Below are 14,827 nucleotides of genomic sequence, written 5' to 3'. Positions count from 1 at the left end.
CTATCGCCTCTCTCCAATCCCATGAGGGCCATAGACCTTATACCCATTTAGCATTTTAAAGGCCGGGTAATCGGGAGATGTTCTCAAGTACTGAGGTTGCCTAATGTGGTCATCAACCTCCAGTTCATGTTCACGCTTGACTTCCAATGGAGATCTATAGTGATCCTCGTAGGTTGGGCGGACGATGCTTACTGTTGCGACAATGACCAGCTCACTCTCTGAGTTTTGGAATTTTTTCGATCTGAATAAAGGTCCAAGGACGTCAATGTCACCCAACCACGGAACTTTACTAACCGTATCAAGTCGTTGATTTTGAAACATTCCAGCCACCGCAAAGCTCTGACCATCCGCAAGCTCAATGGTTGCCTCAGTGCGCCTGATGGCAACACCTGGAATGGAGATGCCTTCCGTTACAATAGCACCTGTTGCAGTAAGCTCGCTTACTTCAGGTTTGATATGCAATCTGATTTTGTTCCTGGAAAGAAGGGTCGGTGTCATATCCAGAATGACCCCAAACTTTTTGAATTCGATGGTAATTTTGTTGTTATCTGCGGCGATTGGGATAGGAAATTCGCCGCCAGCAAAGAAACTCGCCGTACTGCCGGAGCGCGATGTGAGATTAGGTTCCGCCAAAACCGTCACAAGCTGATCTTTCACCAAGGCATCAATAACCGTTGAAACATCGCCATCCGTTCCAGAAGAGCCAATTCTTGCGGAAACACCGCCGCCACCGGTTCCAAAATCAGGAATAAAGTTGCCCCCTATCCCGCGACTACTGCGACCTGTCAGGATATTGACAGCCAATGATCCCGGATTGAACAGAATGTCCCAATTAAGGCCAATTTCCTTAATGGCAACACGGTTCATCTCCATAACCCGAACCTTCACATTTATTTGGTTAGGGCCCATGACCGTCATTTGATTTATGATCTTGCCGCCGTCTCCTAAAAAGCCCTCAGCAATTGTTAACGCGTTGGTCATGGATGCCGCAGAATGCACCAATCCTGACAGAATGATCCGTCCGGGTGAGGCAGTCACCTGCATCCGGCTCTCTGGAAAATGTTGATCCAGCACGCGCTGAAGACGATTTAGATTGGCTTTTACAGTTACTGTTCGATTTACAAGAATACGATCCTGTCTTCCCAAGACAACGATATGTGTTTGACCGGAAGACTTTCCGAAAACAAACAGGTTCTTATCCTGGGTTAATCTGACATCTGCAATTTCTGGATTGGTAACAACGATATCCTGTATCTCGTCCGAGATACGCAGCAGTTTACCTTCGTTGACATTGATCTCCAACTCATCGCCGAAGCAAAGAGATGAGAATAATAGCGCCGCAATGAATGAAATAAGGTTTTTCATTCTTTCACCTTCTGACGCTTATCCTTGATAACACCTCTCACATCTGGATAATTTGTCTCTGTAGAAACACTGGTAACAGATGTTCCCCGATGAATACGGATTTCTCTATACTGAACTACACTTTGAACGGGAGCTGCCAAGAGCTTGTCTATCTGAGTGGTAAGTTCATCAGGCGGTGTTGCTGTTTCTTTATCATCGGCACTGGATGATCGTAAGAACGTTATCTTTCCGTGTCGTTGAATTGACAGATATAGGGAGACAAAATCTTTTGGAATCTCCATATACTGCTCTTTATCCTTCTTCAAAACCCGCCATTTTGTACCAATTTTCAGGACCACTTCTCGGTTGGAGCGCTGTTCTTTCATTACCCAGTAAACATCCACGCTTTCACCAATGAAAAGGTTAGATACGAAACTGTTCTCCATCTTTTCAGGTAGATTTGTCAGTTGATGCCCCGCTTTCACTGCTAGCTTGATCACGTCGGGATTATCCACCCCAAGAATGTCCGATGTCTTGACCAACTCGCCGATTTCAAGCGTTTCCAATGCCAGATACCTGTTAGTTTCATCGCCTTTTATACTTTCTTTAGAGACAAATTCCTCGTACCCGTCCGCCGCCTCCACATAGGTCCATTGCAAATCTGTTGCAGACAGAAAATCACCTTTTTCAATTGTTCTTTGAACAGTCGCCAACCAGATTTTTTTGGGAACGACAGCATTTGCAGTGTTCGCCTCCTCTGTGTAGAGCCCGAGCCCCAGATAAACAGCAAAGGAGAGAAAGAAAAATCCGGTTATGAACAATAGAAATGACCGCATTCGTTAGTGACTCACATCATCCAGGCAATGCAGAGAACATTAGCGATAGAGATTGGAACACCGAACGGAATTGAGTTTCTTTCTAGGGCCATCTCCTTGAGCGCAGGAACACCCAGAAAATTAGCTATGGTGAGCCAAGTGAATTTCAAACTTTCTGAGAAAGTGTAAATCGCGATAGCAATGTTACTGACAAAAAGAACCAGGCTAAATTCTGGCATATACTGAAGACCACAAACAAAGAAAGAGACACCAATATATTTGACGTCTCCGGCACCCATTTTCCGGTAAAGAAACAAAATAAAAGTCGCTGCTGTAACGATCAGAGAAACCGTGAAATCCATAAGGATATCAACAGGTCCCAATGTGGATGACTTTAAAAGCAAAGCCATCACGAACAATCCAATCAGATGATTATTTTTGATTTTGCGACTTACAAGATCAGTGTAAGCGATTGTCAGACACAATAGTGACATGCCAAACAAAATGAGCGAAATGACTATTCCACTGATATCGGGTGAAGTCATCATTTCGCTCCCCCTCTACTTTAAGGCAGCTGGCTTCCGCCAGAGCCACTGCCAGAACTGTCACCGCTTAACGTAATACCATCAAAAAATGTACCCAGATCCGTGTAAAAGCCGCTTGCAATCCCTGTTACGGCACCAGCTGCGGCGGACGCCAGCAAAGCATATTCGACTGCTGTAACCCCTTCTTCTTCAAGAAAGAAATCAACAAATAACTGTTTCATCTTAACCCCTTCATTTTGGTTTTTTTTGTTATCCATTGGTTGACCGTCTTTTCAATTTGATTGGCAAATCAAAGCGAAAAGAGTTCATCTCCCCAGACGTTCGGTCACGCCAATGGATAAAAATTTCTATAAATTGAATTGATGAAGAGTCGAGATGTATAAAATTCTAATTATGGTTAATTCAATTAATCATACTTTGTAAATGACGTTAAAAATGAATTTAAATTGTTGTATTTCAATATATTTTTTCCAATAGATTTCATAAATAATATTAGTAATCTATTGTTATTTATAGTATTTTTGAAACTATAAATGTCATATTTATTTTACACATTTTATTTGCATTTTTAATTGGCTAAAGAATCTTTGCACTTACTTTTTGTAGCGCCGCCAACAATTTCATGATGAATTTCTAACCATAACTGTTTATACAAGGGACTTTATTAAGTTAGGTATCATGCAACTGCCAGGGGGCTTTAGGATGACTGAAAATAACGAGGCACGGCGGATCCTGATCTATAGCCATGACTCATTTGGTCTTGGACATCTACGTCGATGCAGAACTCTCGCTCATGCGCTTGTTGAACAAAATCAAAACCTATCAGTCCTCATCCTTTCAGGATCACCGATTATCGGCAGTTTTGATTTCCGAGCGCGCGTGGATTTTGTCCGCATCCCCGGCATCATTAAACTGCGTAATGGCGAATACACATCTCTTAGTCTCCATATTGATACTGAACAGACATTGGCCATGCGGGCCTCCATCATCAAACATACAGCCGAGACTTTTGATCCCGATATCTTTATTGTCGATAAGGAACCTTTTGGCCTGCGTGGTGAAGTAGAAGATACCCTTCGTATGCTGAAAGATAAAGGGACGCGCCTCGTTCTTGGCCTTCGGGATGTACTTGACGACCCGGCCTTGCTGGTACCTGAATGGAAACGTAAAAATGTGCTTCCGGCGCTTAATGAACTTTACGACGATATTTGGATTTTTGGCGTAGAACAGCTGTACAATCCCCTTAAAGAGTTGGATTTGCCGGCAAACGTAAAACGAAAAATAACCTATACTGGATATTTGCCGAGATCAGTTCAACAGTCCGTTGAACCTGCCATTTTGGATGAAATTGACAACCCTTATATTCTGATAACGGTTGGAGGCGGAGGAGACGGTGACCTTCTGACGGATTGGGTGTTGCGTGCCTATGAAGAAAATCCAGAATTACCACTAAATGCGTTGTTCGTTCTTGGGCCTTTCATGCCACCAGAAGTTCGTGCCAATTTCAGAGAACGCATCAATCATATCGAAAATGCAACCGCTGTGACCTTTAACAACAACATGGAACAGTTGATGGAGAAAGCGGAAGCCGTGGTCGCCATGGGCGGATACAACACTTTCTGCGAAGTCCTTTCCATGGATAAACGTGCGCTTATCATTCCACGAACAGTACCGCGGCTTGAACAATATATTCGCGCCACCCGCGCTGCGGAGCTTGGTCTAATCAGTGTCCTTGTAGATGACGGTGCAAGATCATCGAACACCATGGCAACGGCCCTTAAACAGTTGTGTCAGCAGAAAAAGCCGTCAGAAGTTGTTATTCCCGGACTGCTTGACGGCTTGAATAATGTAAATCGGCTGGCCCGCCTTCGTTTTGAAGAAAGTGATCGCGCCCGCAAAGAAAACACGCTCGCCCAAAGCAAAAGCTCCCAATTGTGATTATTTTTGATTGGCTCGCTCAACCGCTGTAGACTAAGGTCTCAAGAGACCGAACTGTGTTGATCGACAGGATGATAGAATGAAAAAAATCTTTGCTGGCATGCTCGCGGGCCTCACCTTAGTCGCTTTGACAAGCTCAGTAAGTGCATCTGTCCTCGCCTATAGTTCTGATAGTTGTAAAGGCACTATCAAGGACATCTATAACAATATTGAAATCAAAAATCTGACTTTAAAAAGCAGTTCTTTCCTGCCCATATATGGTGGTTTTGGAGATAGCGGTACCATTATGGGGTTTGAAACCTGGTACAGCTTCAACGAATGCAAGGGTAATCTGGTAGTACACGTGGACAGAGCCTGTGGCTTTGCCAACGTTTACACGACAGGCAGCTGCAAAATTGAAGGTGTTCCTTCCTATTAGCTCCTAGATTTTTATCAAATCCATCTTAGCAAGCCATCCTGCAAACAACAGCATGTGAGAAGGCTTGATTTGGGATTGTTCTGCTATCTCAGCGACTGTCATAGATCCGTTATTTTCAATTAATGATAACATATCTTCAAGTTTGTCTTCTGTTGGTAGAAGGTGAGCCACACCATTCCCCAGACCATTGGACAAATATCGTCCCACTTTGCCCTTAGCCCCCACCTGCAACGTCATTACAGTCTCTCCTGTGATGGCATCTGTTGGATAATGTTCAAACAAAGCAAATGGATCATCATGTAAAGGGGCGGCAACATGTTCGTAATGAACGCGGTTGTCCGGACGCCGTTCAGCCAGGTCCTGCCATAGGTCCTGATAAACCGGGATCAAAACTGACCAATCGAAAGTTGAGCGCACATACCGACGCCCCTCCTCCCCCATCTTCTTTCGAAGGCCATCATTTTCTATCAAGGCTAAATACTGTTCAGCACAATGATCTGTATCCACGTTGGTAAATAGGCTGACTTGCCCAACATACCTGTCATAACTATCCACGCCGCCTTGGTATCGCTGAGCAAGGGGAATACCGGCCCCTGCCATAGGTGCAGACGTCCTAACGAGTAAACCGTCTTTCCCGTCGCGGACAGTCTCTCGGTATCCATCCCAATCTGTTGCGACAACAGGCACCCCAGCTGCCAACGCTTCAATTGGTGTAATGCCAAAAGTTTCCTGAATATTGTCGGACAGAGACGTAAAAATGTCCGCTACATGCCAGATGCATTTTCTGGTTTCTTTCGGACGTCCATCAATAAAAACAGCGTTCACAGAAGGGCAAAACTCCTTCGCCCCTTCAACAAACATTTTTTCAATGGCAGGCGTGGCAAACCAGCCCGCCTGTACCAGATGAATTTTCTTTTTGGTTTTTTGAGCAGCTTTTTCAAGTGCCTGATACATTGTAAGTGGATGTGCTTTTGCATGAGCGGCAAGTCGCCCCACATAAAGGATGACAATATCTGTCTCACCTATCCCATGTTCGGTTTTAAATTTTCGAACATAGGCTTCGGTCTCATCGTCTGCGAGGAAATCGTCGCAGTTTATACCCAGTGGGATAACAGGCAATTGTACCCTCACCTTTGGCTTCGCACCCGTTCTCTCTCCCAGATGTTCGGCCCAATTATCAAGAAGGTAATCTACAGTCTTCTTCACTGATTGTGAGGTGCATATCAGGGCATCCCATTCTTCAACAGGGCCTGTCATCAGTTCTGTAATGGAATGGATCGCTTCATAAGAACAAGTCGTGTGGGTCAGGCCACATAAACTGAAATCAGAAGGAGATGTGTAACGACGTTGCCAGGCGAAGGGCGTTATGCCGGGGCCAGAGTAAAACACACTCCCCGCTTCGCGCATCTGCTCAAGCCTTAATGGATGAACCCAATTGTAAGCAGTAGGCTGTCCGCGATATCCGGCGACCTGTTGTTGAAATTGCAGGAATTTTTCGCGGCGGTCCGTCAGACAATGAAATTTATCCACATTTGCGTGTAACGCATAGCCTTTCAGGAAACTTTCGCCAGCCGCTTGCCGTCCAAGAAGGCGAACACCTGTAGTTTGAAATCCATCAGCTTCATAAAAAATGGCTGCGTTGCGCATATCATTCGACACTATCTTTCCCCCACTGGACCATGCGAATACCGCATGTCAGGACGTTAGCATATCGTGATATGGCACGCAGCCCCTGAAGATTGAATTAACGCCCTTTAATTAAAGGTCGAAATCAACAATGACATCTTCAGTTATCGGATGTGATTGGCATGTTAGAACATAACCTTGTTCAACTTCGTCATCCTCAAGCGCATAGTTCAGGTCCATGCGAACCTCGCCCTGAATGACCTTTGCACGGCATGTACAGCAAACACCACCTTTACAAGCAAACGGAACATCCAGATCTGCTTCCAAGGCCGCGTCCAGAATGGATTTGCCTTCTTCTGGAATGGTTACAGTTGTCTGCGCCCCATCCATAATAACGGTTACAGCGTGATGAGGCGTAGAACTACTGGCTTCCGCCACTGGTTTATTGGCCGCCGCAATCGCCGCATCGGTTACAAATAATTCAAAATGGATGTTTTCTGATGCCATTCCTTTGTTTTTAAGGAAGTCTTTCACATCCATGATCATCTGTTCCGGGCCACACAAGAAGGCCTCATTCAGGCGTGAAGCATCTACAATACCTGAGAAAAGAGACTCGCATTTCTCTGCAGTAATACGGCCATTAAACAGTTCCGTATCTTGCGGTTCGCGGCTCAAAATATGAACAACGTTGAAGCGTTTCTGATAAGCGTTCTTCAAGTCTTCAATCTGTTCCAGAAACAGAATGCTGCTCACAGTGCGGTTGCCATAGATCAGTGTGAAAGTGCTTTTTGGTTCCGTCGCCAACGTTGTTTTGATGATAGACATCATTGGCGTGATACCACTACCTGCCGCAACAGCCAGATAGTTCTTTGCATTGGATGGTGACAAAGGCGTAAAGAAGCGCCCCTGTGGTACCATCACATCAATTTCCTGACCTGCTTCAAACGAGCTATTGGCAAAGGTTGAAAACTTACCCTTCTCGATTTGCTTAATCGCCACTTTTAGGCAACCTTCATCCACGCCGGTGCAAATGGAATAGGAACGGCGGAGTTCTTCACCGTCCACATCCGCTTTCAGGGTAAGATGCTGACCTTGAGTAAATTTATATTCTTTTTGAAGTTCATCAGGCACATCAAAGGTTACCGAAATCGCATCTTCTGTTTCTTTGACGACTTCGGCAATCTTCAAACTATGAAAGATTGTCATTGGTAATTTTTCCTAGACACATTTGAAATAGTCGAACGGTTCCATGCAGTCATTACATTTATACAGCGCTTTGCAGGCTGTAGAACCAAATTCGCTCACAAGTGAGGTATTTTCTGATTTACATTGTGGGCAGGCAACCGGATCAATACCGATCATCGCCGCCTTGGACCCTTTGGATGAAGGAGGAGCAATCCCAAATTCTTCCATTTTCTGGCGTCCACGTTCGGTAATCATATCGGTCGTCCATGCAGGTGACAAAACCGTCTTGATCTCTACTTCGGGATAACCGTGCAGGTTCAACGTGGTTTTGATATCGCTTGCAATATGATCCATCGCAGGACAACCCGAATATGTAGGCGTAATGGAGACAACAACTGTATCTCCATCTACATCCACACGTCGGATAATGCCCATATCCTCTACAGTCAGAACCGGGATCTCTGGATCCTTAACAAGTTCCAGAATACCCCCAATCGACTGCGGGTCATAGTCAGGTGCCGGAATAGACATTGAACCTACCAGGTCGCGTCCGGATATGCCCGCGGCAGGAACTGCATCTCGGCCAGAATATATCCAAGATATTCTGAATGCTTCCCTTCACGGCTTCCACGAACTTCCCAGCTCACGTCAGGTGTTCTTAAAGTTGCTTCGTTCAGGACCTCATTAATCTTGGCATCCCACTTGGAACGAAGTGCAGCGGCATCAATTCCGATACCAGCAGCGACCATTGCGTTATCCACCTCGTCCATATCAAACATCTCTGGAACAAAGCCCCAAAGACGATCCAGGGCATCCTGCATCCGCTTATGGCTTTCGTCAGTACCGTCACCAAGGCGAATGACCCAGTCTGCGCTGTGCCGAACGTGATATGTGCTTTCTTTCAAAGACTTGGTCGCAATTTCCGCGATCATTTGGTCTTTTGACTGAGTCAATGCTTCGTATTGAAGATACTGGAACACATCAAAGAACAGTTGACGTGCCATCGTGACAGCAAAGTCACCATTTGGCTGTTCAACCAGCAGGAAGTTACGCCAATCCTTTGCGTCACGGTGATAGGCGAGCTTGTCTTCGTCGCGACCTGCGCCTTCAACCTTGCCTGCATAATCAAGGATCATGCGTGCCTGACCTACAAGATCGAGGCCCACATTCATTAACGCCATTTCTTCTTCAAGAACCGGAGCCTTACCACACCATTCAGAAAGACGATGGCTAAGGATGACGCAGTTATCTCCCATGCGAAGGAGATATTCAAAAAGCATCTCTTTATCTGTCATGATCTTATCCTGCCATCATCAATTACATATGCCCGACTTCTTCGGGGATATTATAGAATGTTGGGTGACGATACATTTTGTCGTCATTCGGATCATAGAAGGCTTCTTTGTCTTCTGGCTGAGAAGCGACAACATTTTCAGTTTTTACAACCCAGATGCTCACTCCTTCGCTACGACGTGTATATACGTCGCGAGCATTGGTAAGGGCCATTTCATCGTCAGATGCATGCAGGCTTCCTACATGCTTGTGATGCAGACCGTTTTTGGAACGAATGAAGACTTCGTATAGTGGCAGTTCTTTATTTTGCTCAGACATTTCTTTATTCCTGTTCTTTTAAGCGGCCTGCGATGCGGCACGGTTTTTACGTTTTTCTGCATAGGCAACAGCGGCGTCACGAACCCATTTACCGCCATCATGTGCCTCGCGGCGTGTTTCCAGACGTTCACGGTTGCACAGGCCATTGCCGGCAACAACATTTGCGAACTCATCCCAATCAATCTCACCCCAATCGTAAGACTGTTTTTCTTCATTCCAAGCAAGCTTGTCATCAGGGATTGTCAGCCCAAGGAATTCAGCCTGCGGAACCGTTGCGTCCACGAAGCGCTGACGTAGTTCGTCATTGGAAGTACGTTTAATTTTCCAACGCATATTCTGTGTTGTATGCGTGCTTGTGCTGTCGTGCGGGCCGAACATCATCAAAGCAGGCCACCACCAGCGGTTCAACGCATCCTGCGCCATTTCCTTCTGCTCAGGTGTGCCCTTCGCCATTTCCAGCATGATTTCGTAACCCTGACGCTGGTGGAAACTTTCTTCTTTACAGATCTTCACCATGGCGCGGGCATATGGGCCATAGGAGCAACGGCAAAGCGCAATCTGGTTTGTAATCGCCGCGCCATCAACCAACCAGCCGATTGCACCAACATCAGCCCAATTCAAGGTCGGGTAATTAAAGATGGAAGAGTATTTTGCTTTACCGGAATGAAGCTGATCGTACATTTCATCACGTGAAATACCCAGCGTTTCAGCAGCACTATAAAGATATAGTCCGTGACCACCTTCATCCTGAATTTTGGCCATAAGAATACCTTTACGCTTCAAAGAAGGTGCACGGGTCAGCCAGTTTCCTTCAGGAAGCATCCCAACAACCTCAGAATGTGCATGTTGCGACATCTGACGGATCAGTGTCTTACGATAGCCTTCTGGCATCCAGTCTTTCGGTTCGATTTTGATTTCAGCGTCTACACGATCTTGAAACGCTTCGTTCAGTTGCTCTTCGCTCAGAGCCTTAGTCGCACTCTCAACCATCACACACCTTGTTCTTAAGTTTCATCCTGATACCTTAAATATGATACATAAATAAAAAACAATCAACAAAAATTGTATCATATTATTTTCTGGATAAGATTCCTCATATTTCCTCTTGAAGAAAATGGCAGTTTTACTATCCTTCCCCTGGCCAAACAGTTGTTTGATAATGGCGAGTGGAAATCAGGAGAAGGTTATGAAAAAACCAACACCACAAGAGTTATTCGAGAGAAACAAGGAATGGTCAATGAACAAATTGACGGCAGATTCCGAGTTTTTCAGTCGACTGAGTGACATACAAGAGCCTAACTATTTGTGGGTTGGATGTGCCGATAGCCGTGTTCCTGCGAATGAAATTGTAGGTCTGGAGCCCGGTGAACTATTTGTACATAGAAACGTCGCCAACATTGTTCCCCACAGCGACGCCAATTGCCTGGCGGTTATTCAATACGCTGTGGAGGTTTTAAAAGTTGAGCACATTATTGTCACGGGCCACTATAACTGTGGCGGTGTTCGGGCGGCTTTAGGAGATCAGGATCACGGGCAGATTGATAACTGGCTGGCCCACATCAAAGACGTCCTGCGCGATCACTATGACGAAGTCACATCTATTGAAGATGAAAATGATCAGGTAAATCGTCTGGTGGAGCTAAACGTCATTCAACAGGTCCGCAACGTGGCGAAGACTTCAATTGTGCAAAATGCATGGCGAAAAGGTCAGGAACTGACAATTCACGGCTGGGTTTACAGCCTTCATGACGGCATTTTGAAGGATTTGGAGGTCGATATGAACTCGATCGATCAAATCCATAAAGCCTATCAAATCAATCAATAACCTTTTCACCAGATTGCAAGGGGGGTGGTTCAGGCAACCACCCTCGTTCTATGCATATCCCTCTCCAGAATAGCTTCATGGTCTCTCACTGTTAAAGACCTGATTGCGCTCACAGCGGCTTCGCTATCTGAAGATTTAATTTTATCCAGAAGAAGATAATACCAACGCATATTAATGTCTGGCAGTTTTGTCTCCTGCATACTGCGGGTAAACACGTAATCAAGCACAAGCCTCACAACACTATGCATTGTGCGTAAATACTCGTTCCCGCAGTTTTCCATTATTGTATGGTGAAATCGCAGTCGAAGATCATGCATTTCTGGATATTCGCCGAGGATCTCACATCGCTCCATTTTCCGAAGAAGTGTTAGCAGTTCATCCCCCTCCTGCTCACTCATCCTCGTCATGCTGAAAAGCCTGACGGCTTCCGGCTCAAACAACCGGCGCAATTCAGAAATCTGTCTTATTTCGGCTTCTGAAATTGATACCGCATCATGCCAGCTCAGTACATCCGGATCACATAAGTTCCAAAAATGACGAAGCCTTACATGAGTTCCTGCCCGTTGCCGAGCCTCAAGAAGACCTTTTGCCGACAGAACACGAAACGCTTCTCTAATTGCGGTTCGACTTCCATGAAAACGGTCAATGAAAACGTTTTCATTTGGAAGCCTTTGACCAGGCAAAAAGACCCCTCTTACGATATCCTTGCCAAGCTCATGTACAACTCGGCCATGTATCCCTGTTTTGGGATACTGTCTAGAAATTCTCTGCAACATATAACCCCCCAATGCTGCTCTATTCCCGTTAATGTAAACATGTAAAATTTTTACTAATACCGTAAATATGATTATCCTTCATATTTATATTTTCAACCTTTTTCTCATATTTCAGAAAAGTAATTATACTTTTTGGAAATATTTAAATATCAGTTTTCCAGGGGACTGAGTTTTGCGACCCTTCCACCATACAGCTTAAAGACGCCGCTTTATTTGCCTTCTCAATCGCTGTTTTTATGGTGTTTCCGGCATCCAAATCCGCTACAAGATAGCCGCAGAAACAATCCCCTGCTGCGGTAGTATCTACGGCGGACACTTTATTTGCAGGGATTTGTAATATTAAATTATCCTGCAGATAACACACCCCTTTTTCACCCATCGTCAACACACATGTGAGGGATAGGTCTACTGATAATTGCATACACATATCTTCATAACTATCAGTGTTAGCACTTACTTTATGAGCAATATTTCTCGCCTCGGTTTCATTCACAACCAAAATATCAATATGTTGAAAAAGGGATAAATCAACGTCCTGATAAGGGGCAAGGTTGAGAATGGTTTTGACACCTGCAGACTTTGCCATTTTCGCAGCTTCTGAGACTTCTTCCGCTGGAATTTCCATCTGCATCATCAGGTAAGTAGCGTCTTTCAATATATCATCAGACAATTGATCAGCAGAGACATCCATATTCGCGCCGCCATTTACGATGATAGAGTTTTCAGCATTTTCCCCGACCCAAATGGAAGCTGAACCAGTTGGATTAGAGCTGATTTTTAATTTATCCAAACGGACACCATCTTTTGCCATCAGAGAAAGAGCCGCTTGAGCATTATTGTCCCGGCCAACAGCCCCGACCATGACAACATCTGCGCCTGCACGCCGTGCCGCCAGTGCCTGATTAGCCCCCTTTCCCCCTGGAACTTGCAGATACCCTTTCCCCATACGGGTCTCACCCGGGGTGGGCAACTGGTCTACATGATAGATCTGATCGATATTGATAGAGCCTAGAACAACAATCATTTAATGCCTCATTTATTGATGTTATTCCCGGCTTATCCCTCCGGCGAAAACATCTTCGCGTATGGTCTTGCTGGACAATATAAGGAATAAAAGCCCCGGAAGGGATACCATAATTGTAAGCCCAGCAGACACTGGATCTAGCGAACCTCCACCGCTAAGTTTTGAAAACAGGATTGTGGCGAGGGTTTCGATCTGCCCCTGCCCCATATAGAAGGTCAGCAGAAAGACATTCGTTGAAATCAGAACGGCGAATAACGCCCCTGCTATGACACCTGGCATGAGAAGCGGAAGTTCAATTTTCAGAAATCGTTGAAATGGTGACGCCCCCAAAAGTTCCGCCTGATCCAGCATGGATTGGTCAAGTTCCGCATAAATCCCAACTAAAACACGGATCAGATAAGGCAACACAGGCACTAAATGTGATAGAATGACCGCCAGTAAATTTCCCTGCATCCCTAAAGAGACAAAAACCAGATACATTCCTATGCCAACCGCAATCTCAGGCACGATAAGCGGGCTTGCAAATGCAAGCTCAATCAGCGATTTACCCCTAAAATTCTCACGTGCAATGACACGGGCTGCAGGAATGGCAAGAAGAAGCGAAATGACAGTTACCGCTGCCGCGATAAATAAAGTATTCCCAAGTGCTGGAACAATTCTGGAAACGGGGCTTAGGATGTAATCCCACGCGAGCGGTGTTGCCACTACGTCTCTCTTTTCCCACCACCAGATAGACGGGATCAAGTCTGGCCACCCCCACCGAAAGGATATAGACGCCATCAATAGAGGAATAAAAGGACCCACGATAGAAGTCAGAAAGAATAACAGAAGCAATTTACCACGAAGGGACAGCGTCTTCATAACCGCCCCCTCTTCTTCTCGTAACGCCGGTAAAGGCTTAAATACAGCAGCAAGCAGGTACCTGACACAACACTCACCACTGTTGCAATCGCCATGGCCTTCGGTCTGATGGAATAATCAGGGTCATCAAACAGCCGCCACGCCTCCACTGTGAGTGTGTTGGGAAACCCCGCGCCCAAAATATATGGCACTTCGAATGATCCAAAATTAAAGGCAAAAACGATAAGTGTTGAGCTCACTATGGCTGGGATTAATCGTGGGATTGTTACATGCCACAAGATTTGCCACTTACTCGCCCCAAGCATAACGGCACTTTCTTCCGCTTCACGGCCGAGCACCAACAGATGTGAAGATAGAATGATGGTCATAAAGGGCACTTGTTTCCATAGATAAACAAGCATAACGCCATAGCCACCCGCGGTTTGAAGCAGCCTCGGGAAGTCTGATGGCCGATCAATAATATCGACTAGATACAGAAATCTGGCAATTAACCCGCCATTTGAGAAAAGCAAAAGGACCAAACTCACCCCAACCAGATAGGGCACCACCATAGGGATTTTGTAGATGATCAAGGCAAATCCCCGTCCCCGAAATTTGTTGGATAACAGAACGGCGAAGACAATGCTTATCACCAACCCTATAAATGTAGGGATAAGCGCATAATAGAAAGTCAGTCCCAGTGATTTCCAAAACCCTGGATCAACAAACAACTGACCATAAAAGCGGAAAGTTATAAACTCAGATACGCCATATTGAGGAGCATAACCAAGGCTTTGTGAAAGGGCATAAAACAAAGCCCCAAAAAACAGGATACACAAGACCGCCAGAGCAGGAAAAAGCCCCATTAACCGGGCCCAGC

Annotated in this window: 17 protein-coding genes; 3 read left to right on the top strand and 14 right to left on the bottom strand. The window is 45.4% G+C overall.

All coding sequences use genetic code 11. The annotated features are described in order from the left end of the window. Genes GUA87_RS10545 through GUA87_RS10530 form a run of 4 tightly spaced genes read right to left on the bottom strand, consistent with a single transcriptional unit; the run spans position 1 to position 2,925 of the window. Positions 1–1,365, bottom strand: coding sequence for a type II and III secretion system protein family protein (locus tag GUA87_RS10545; RefSeq protein WP_193716516.1), 1,365 nt, complete (start codon positions 1,363–1,365; stop codon positions 1–3). Continuing rightward, positions 1,362–2,180, bottom strand: a complete 819-nt coding sequence (locus tag GUA87_RS10540; protein ID WP_193716515.1) for a hypothetical protein — start codon at positions 2,178–2,180, stop codon at positions 1,362–1,364. The genes GUA87_RS10545 and GUA87_RS10540 overlap by 4 nt, the downstream gene beginning before the upstream one ends. An 11-nt stretch (positions 2,181–2,191) precedes the next feature. Continuing rightward, positions 2,192–2,707, bottom strand: coding sequence for a prepilin peptidase (locus tag GUA87_RS10535; RefSeq protein ID WP_193716514.1), 516 nt, complete (start codon positions 2,705–2,707; stop codon positions 2,192–2,194). A 17-nt stretch (positions 2,708–2,724) separates the two neighbouring features. Then, the gene (locus GUA87_RS10530) at positions 2,725–2,925 is read right to left on the bottom strand and encodes a Flp family type IVb pilin (protein WP_193716513.1); all 201 of its coding nucleotides are present in this window, start codon (positions 2,923–2,925) and stop codon (positions 2,725–2,727) included. A 481-nt stretch (positions 2,926–3,406) separates the two neighbouring features. Between GUA87_RS10530 and GUA87_RS10525 the strand changes: the two genes are divergently transcribed. Both GUA87_RS10525 and GUA87_RS10520 read left to right on the top strand, forming a co-directional pair. After that, the gene (locus GUA87_RS10525; protein WP_193716512.1) at positions 3,407–4,642 is read left to right on the top strand and encodes a glycosyltransferase family protein; all 1,236 of its coding nucleotides are present in this window, start codon (positions 3,407–3,409) and stop codon (positions 4,640–4,642) included. A gap of 79 nt (positions 4,643–4,721) precedes the next feature. Continuing rightward, on the top strand, positions 4,722–5,060 hold the full coding sequence (locus GUA87_RS10520; protein ID WP_193716511.1) for a hypothetical protein: 339 nt from the start codon (positions 4,722–4,724) through the stop codon (positions 5,058–5,060). Between the two features lie 3 nt (positions 5,061–5,063). Here GUA87_RS10520 and GUA87_RS10515 read toward each other — a convergent pair whose 3' ends face one another. From GUA87_RS10515 to paaA, 6 genes are all read right to left on the bottom strand, one after another. Then, positions 5,064–6,719 carry a glycosyltransferase family 4 protein gene (locus tag GUA87_RS10515; RefSeq protein ID WP_193716510.1) on the bottom strand — a complete coding sequence of 552 codons (1,656 nt, stop codon included), beginning with the start codon at positions 6,717–6,719 and terminating at the stop codon, positions 5,064–5,066. 99 nt (positions 6,720–6,818) lie between these two features. After that, positions 6,819–7,892, bottom strand: a complete 1,074-nt coding sequence (gene paaE / locus GUA87_RS10510) for a 1,2-phenylacetyl-CoA epoxidase subunit PaaE (RefSeq protein ID WP_193716509.1) — start codon at positions 7,890–7,892, stop codon at positions 6,819–6,821. 12 nt (positions 7,893–7,904) lie between these two features. Then, positions 7,905–8,402 carry a 1,2-phenylacetyl-CoA epoxidase subunit PaaD gene (paaD, locus tag GUA87_RS10505; protein WP_193716508.1) on the bottom strand — a complete coding sequence of 166 codons (498 nt, stop codon included), beginning with the start codon at positions 8,400–8,402 and terminating at the stop codon, positions 7,905–7,907. Positions 8,403–8,407: 5 nt separating this feature from the next. Then, entirely contained in the window at positions 8,408–9,166 is a 759-nt protein-coding gene (gene paaC, locus GUA87_RS10500; protein ID WP_193716507.1) for a 1,2-phenylacetyl-CoA epoxidase subunit PaaC, read from the bottom strand. 22 nt (positions 9,167–9,188) lie between these two features. After that, a complete protein-coding gene (paaB, locus tag GUA87_RS10495) occupies positions 9,189–9,482 on the bottom strand; it encodes a 1,2-phenylacetyl-CoA epoxidase subunit PaaB (RefSeq protein ID WP_193716506.1) in 294 nt (97 codons plus the stop codon). Positions 9,483–9,500: 18 nt separating this feature from the next. Continuing rightward, complete coding sequence (gene paaA, locus GUA87_RS10490; protein WP_193717023.1) at positions 9,501–10,472, bottom strand: 1,2-phenylacetyl-CoA epoxidase subunit PaaA; 972 nt, start codon at positions 10,470–10,472, stop codon at positions 9,501–9,503. 196 nt (positions 10,473–10,668) lie between these two features. On the opposite strand from paaA, the gene can reads away from it, so the two are divergent. Beyond that, entirely contained in the window at positions 10,669–11,307 is a 639-nt protein-coding gene (can, locus tag GUA87_RS10485) for a carbonate dehydratase (RefSeq protein ID WP_193716505.1), read from the top strand. 29 nt (positions 11,308–11,336) lie between these two features. Here can and GUA87_RS10480 read toward each other — a convergent pair whose 3' ends face one another. From GUA87_RS10480 to GUA87_RS10465, 4 genes are all read right to left on the bottom strand, one after another. Then, positions 11,337–12,083, bottom strand: a complete 747-nt coding sequence (locus GUA87_RS10480; protein ID WP_193716504.1) for a FadR/GntR family transcriptional regulator — start codon at positions 12,081–12,083, stop codon at positions 11,337–11,339. 142 nt (positions 12,084–12,225) lie between these two features. Continuing rightward, entirely contained in the window at positions 12,226–13,107 is an 882-nt protein-coding gene (locus GUA87_RS10475; RefSeq protein ID WP_193716503.1) for a ribokinase, read from the bottom strand. A gap of 21 nt (positions 13,108–13,128) precedes the next feature. After that, entirely contained in the window at positions 13,129–13,968 is an 840-nt protein-coding gene (locus GUA87_RS10470) for an ABC transporter permease (RefSeq protein WP_193716502.1), read from the bottom strand. After that, a complete protein-coding gene (locus GUA87_RS10465) occupies positions 13,965–14,813 on the bottom strand; it encodes an ABC transporter permease (protein WP_193716501.1) in 849 nt (282 codons plus the stop codon). The genes GUA87_RS10470 and GUA87_RS10465 overlap by 4 nt, the downstream gene beginning before the upstream one ends. Between the last annotated feature and the right edge of the window lie 14 nt (positions 14,814–14,827).

Origin of the sequence: Sneathiella sp. P13V-1 (assembly GCF_015143595.1) — a bacterium.
Lineage (GTDB): Bacteria > Pseudomonadota > Alphaproteobacteria > Sneathiellales > Sneathiellaceae > Sneathiella.
Note: the sequence above shows the minus strand (reverse complement) of the source record. Positions and strands in the feature narration are given on the sequence as shown.

Coding starts and splice junctions, on each gene's coding strand:
- paaB (WP_193716506.1), bottom strand. CDS start 9,482: ATGTCTGAGCAAAATAAAGAACTGCCACTATACGAAGTCTTCATTCGT.
- GUA87_RS10465 (WP_193716501.1), bottom strand. CDS start 14,813: ATGGGGCTTTTTCCTGCTCTGGCGGTCTTGTGTATCCTGTTTTTTGGG.
- can (WP_193716505.1), top strand. CDS start 10,669: ATGAAAAAACCAACACCACAAGAGTTATTCGAGAGAAACAAGGAATGG.
- paaC (WP_193716507.1), bottom strand. CDS start 9,166: ATGACAGATAAAGAGATGCTTTTTGAATATCTCCTTCGCATGGGAGAT.
- GUA87_RS10470 (WP_193716502.1), bottom strand. CDS start 13,968: ATGAAGACGCTGTCCCTTCGTGGTAAATTGCTTCTGTTATTCTTTCTG.
- GUA87_RS10480 (WP_193716504.1), bottom strand. CDS start 12,083: ATGTTGCAGAGAATTTCTAGACAGTATCCCAAAACAGGGATACATGGC.
- GUA87_RS10520 (WP_193716511.1), top strand. CDS start 4,722: ATGAAAAAAATCTTTGCTGGCATGCTCGCGGGCCTCACCTTAGTCGCT.
- GUA87_RS10525 (WP_193716512.1), top strand. CDS start 3,407: ATGACTGAAAATAACGAGGCACGGCGGATCCTGATCTATAGCCATGAC.
- GUA87_RS10535 (WP_193716514.1), bottom strand. CDS start 2,707: ATGATGACTTCACCCGATATCAGTGGAATAGTCATTTCGCTCATTTTG.
- GUA87_RS10540 (WP_193716515.1), bottom strand. CDS start 2,180: ATGCGGTCATTTCTATTGTTCATAACCGGATTTTTCTTTCTCTCCTTT.
- GUA87_RS10545 (WP_193716516.1), bottom strand. CDS start 1,365: ATGAAAAACCTTATTTCATTCATTGCGGCGCTATTATTCTCATCTCTT.
- paaE (WP_193716509.1), bottom strand. CDS start 7,892: ATGACAATCTTTCATAGTTTGAAGATTGCCGAAGTCGTCAAAGAAACA.
- GUA87_RS10475 (WP_193716503.1), bottom strand. CDS start 13,107: ATGATTGTTGTTCTAGGCTCTATCAATATCGATCAGATCTATCATGTA.
- GUA87_RS10530 (WP_193716513.1), bottom strand. CDS start 2,925: ATGAAACAGTTATTTGTTGATTTCTTTCTTGAAGAAGAAGGGGTTACA.
- paaD (WP_193716508.1), bottom strand. CDS start 8,402: ATGTCTATTCCGGCACCTGACTATGACCCGCAGTCGATTGGGGGTATT.
- paaA (WP_193717023.1), bottom strand. CDS start 10,472: ATGGTTGAGAGTGCGACTAAGGCTCTGAGCGAAGAGCAACTGAACGAA.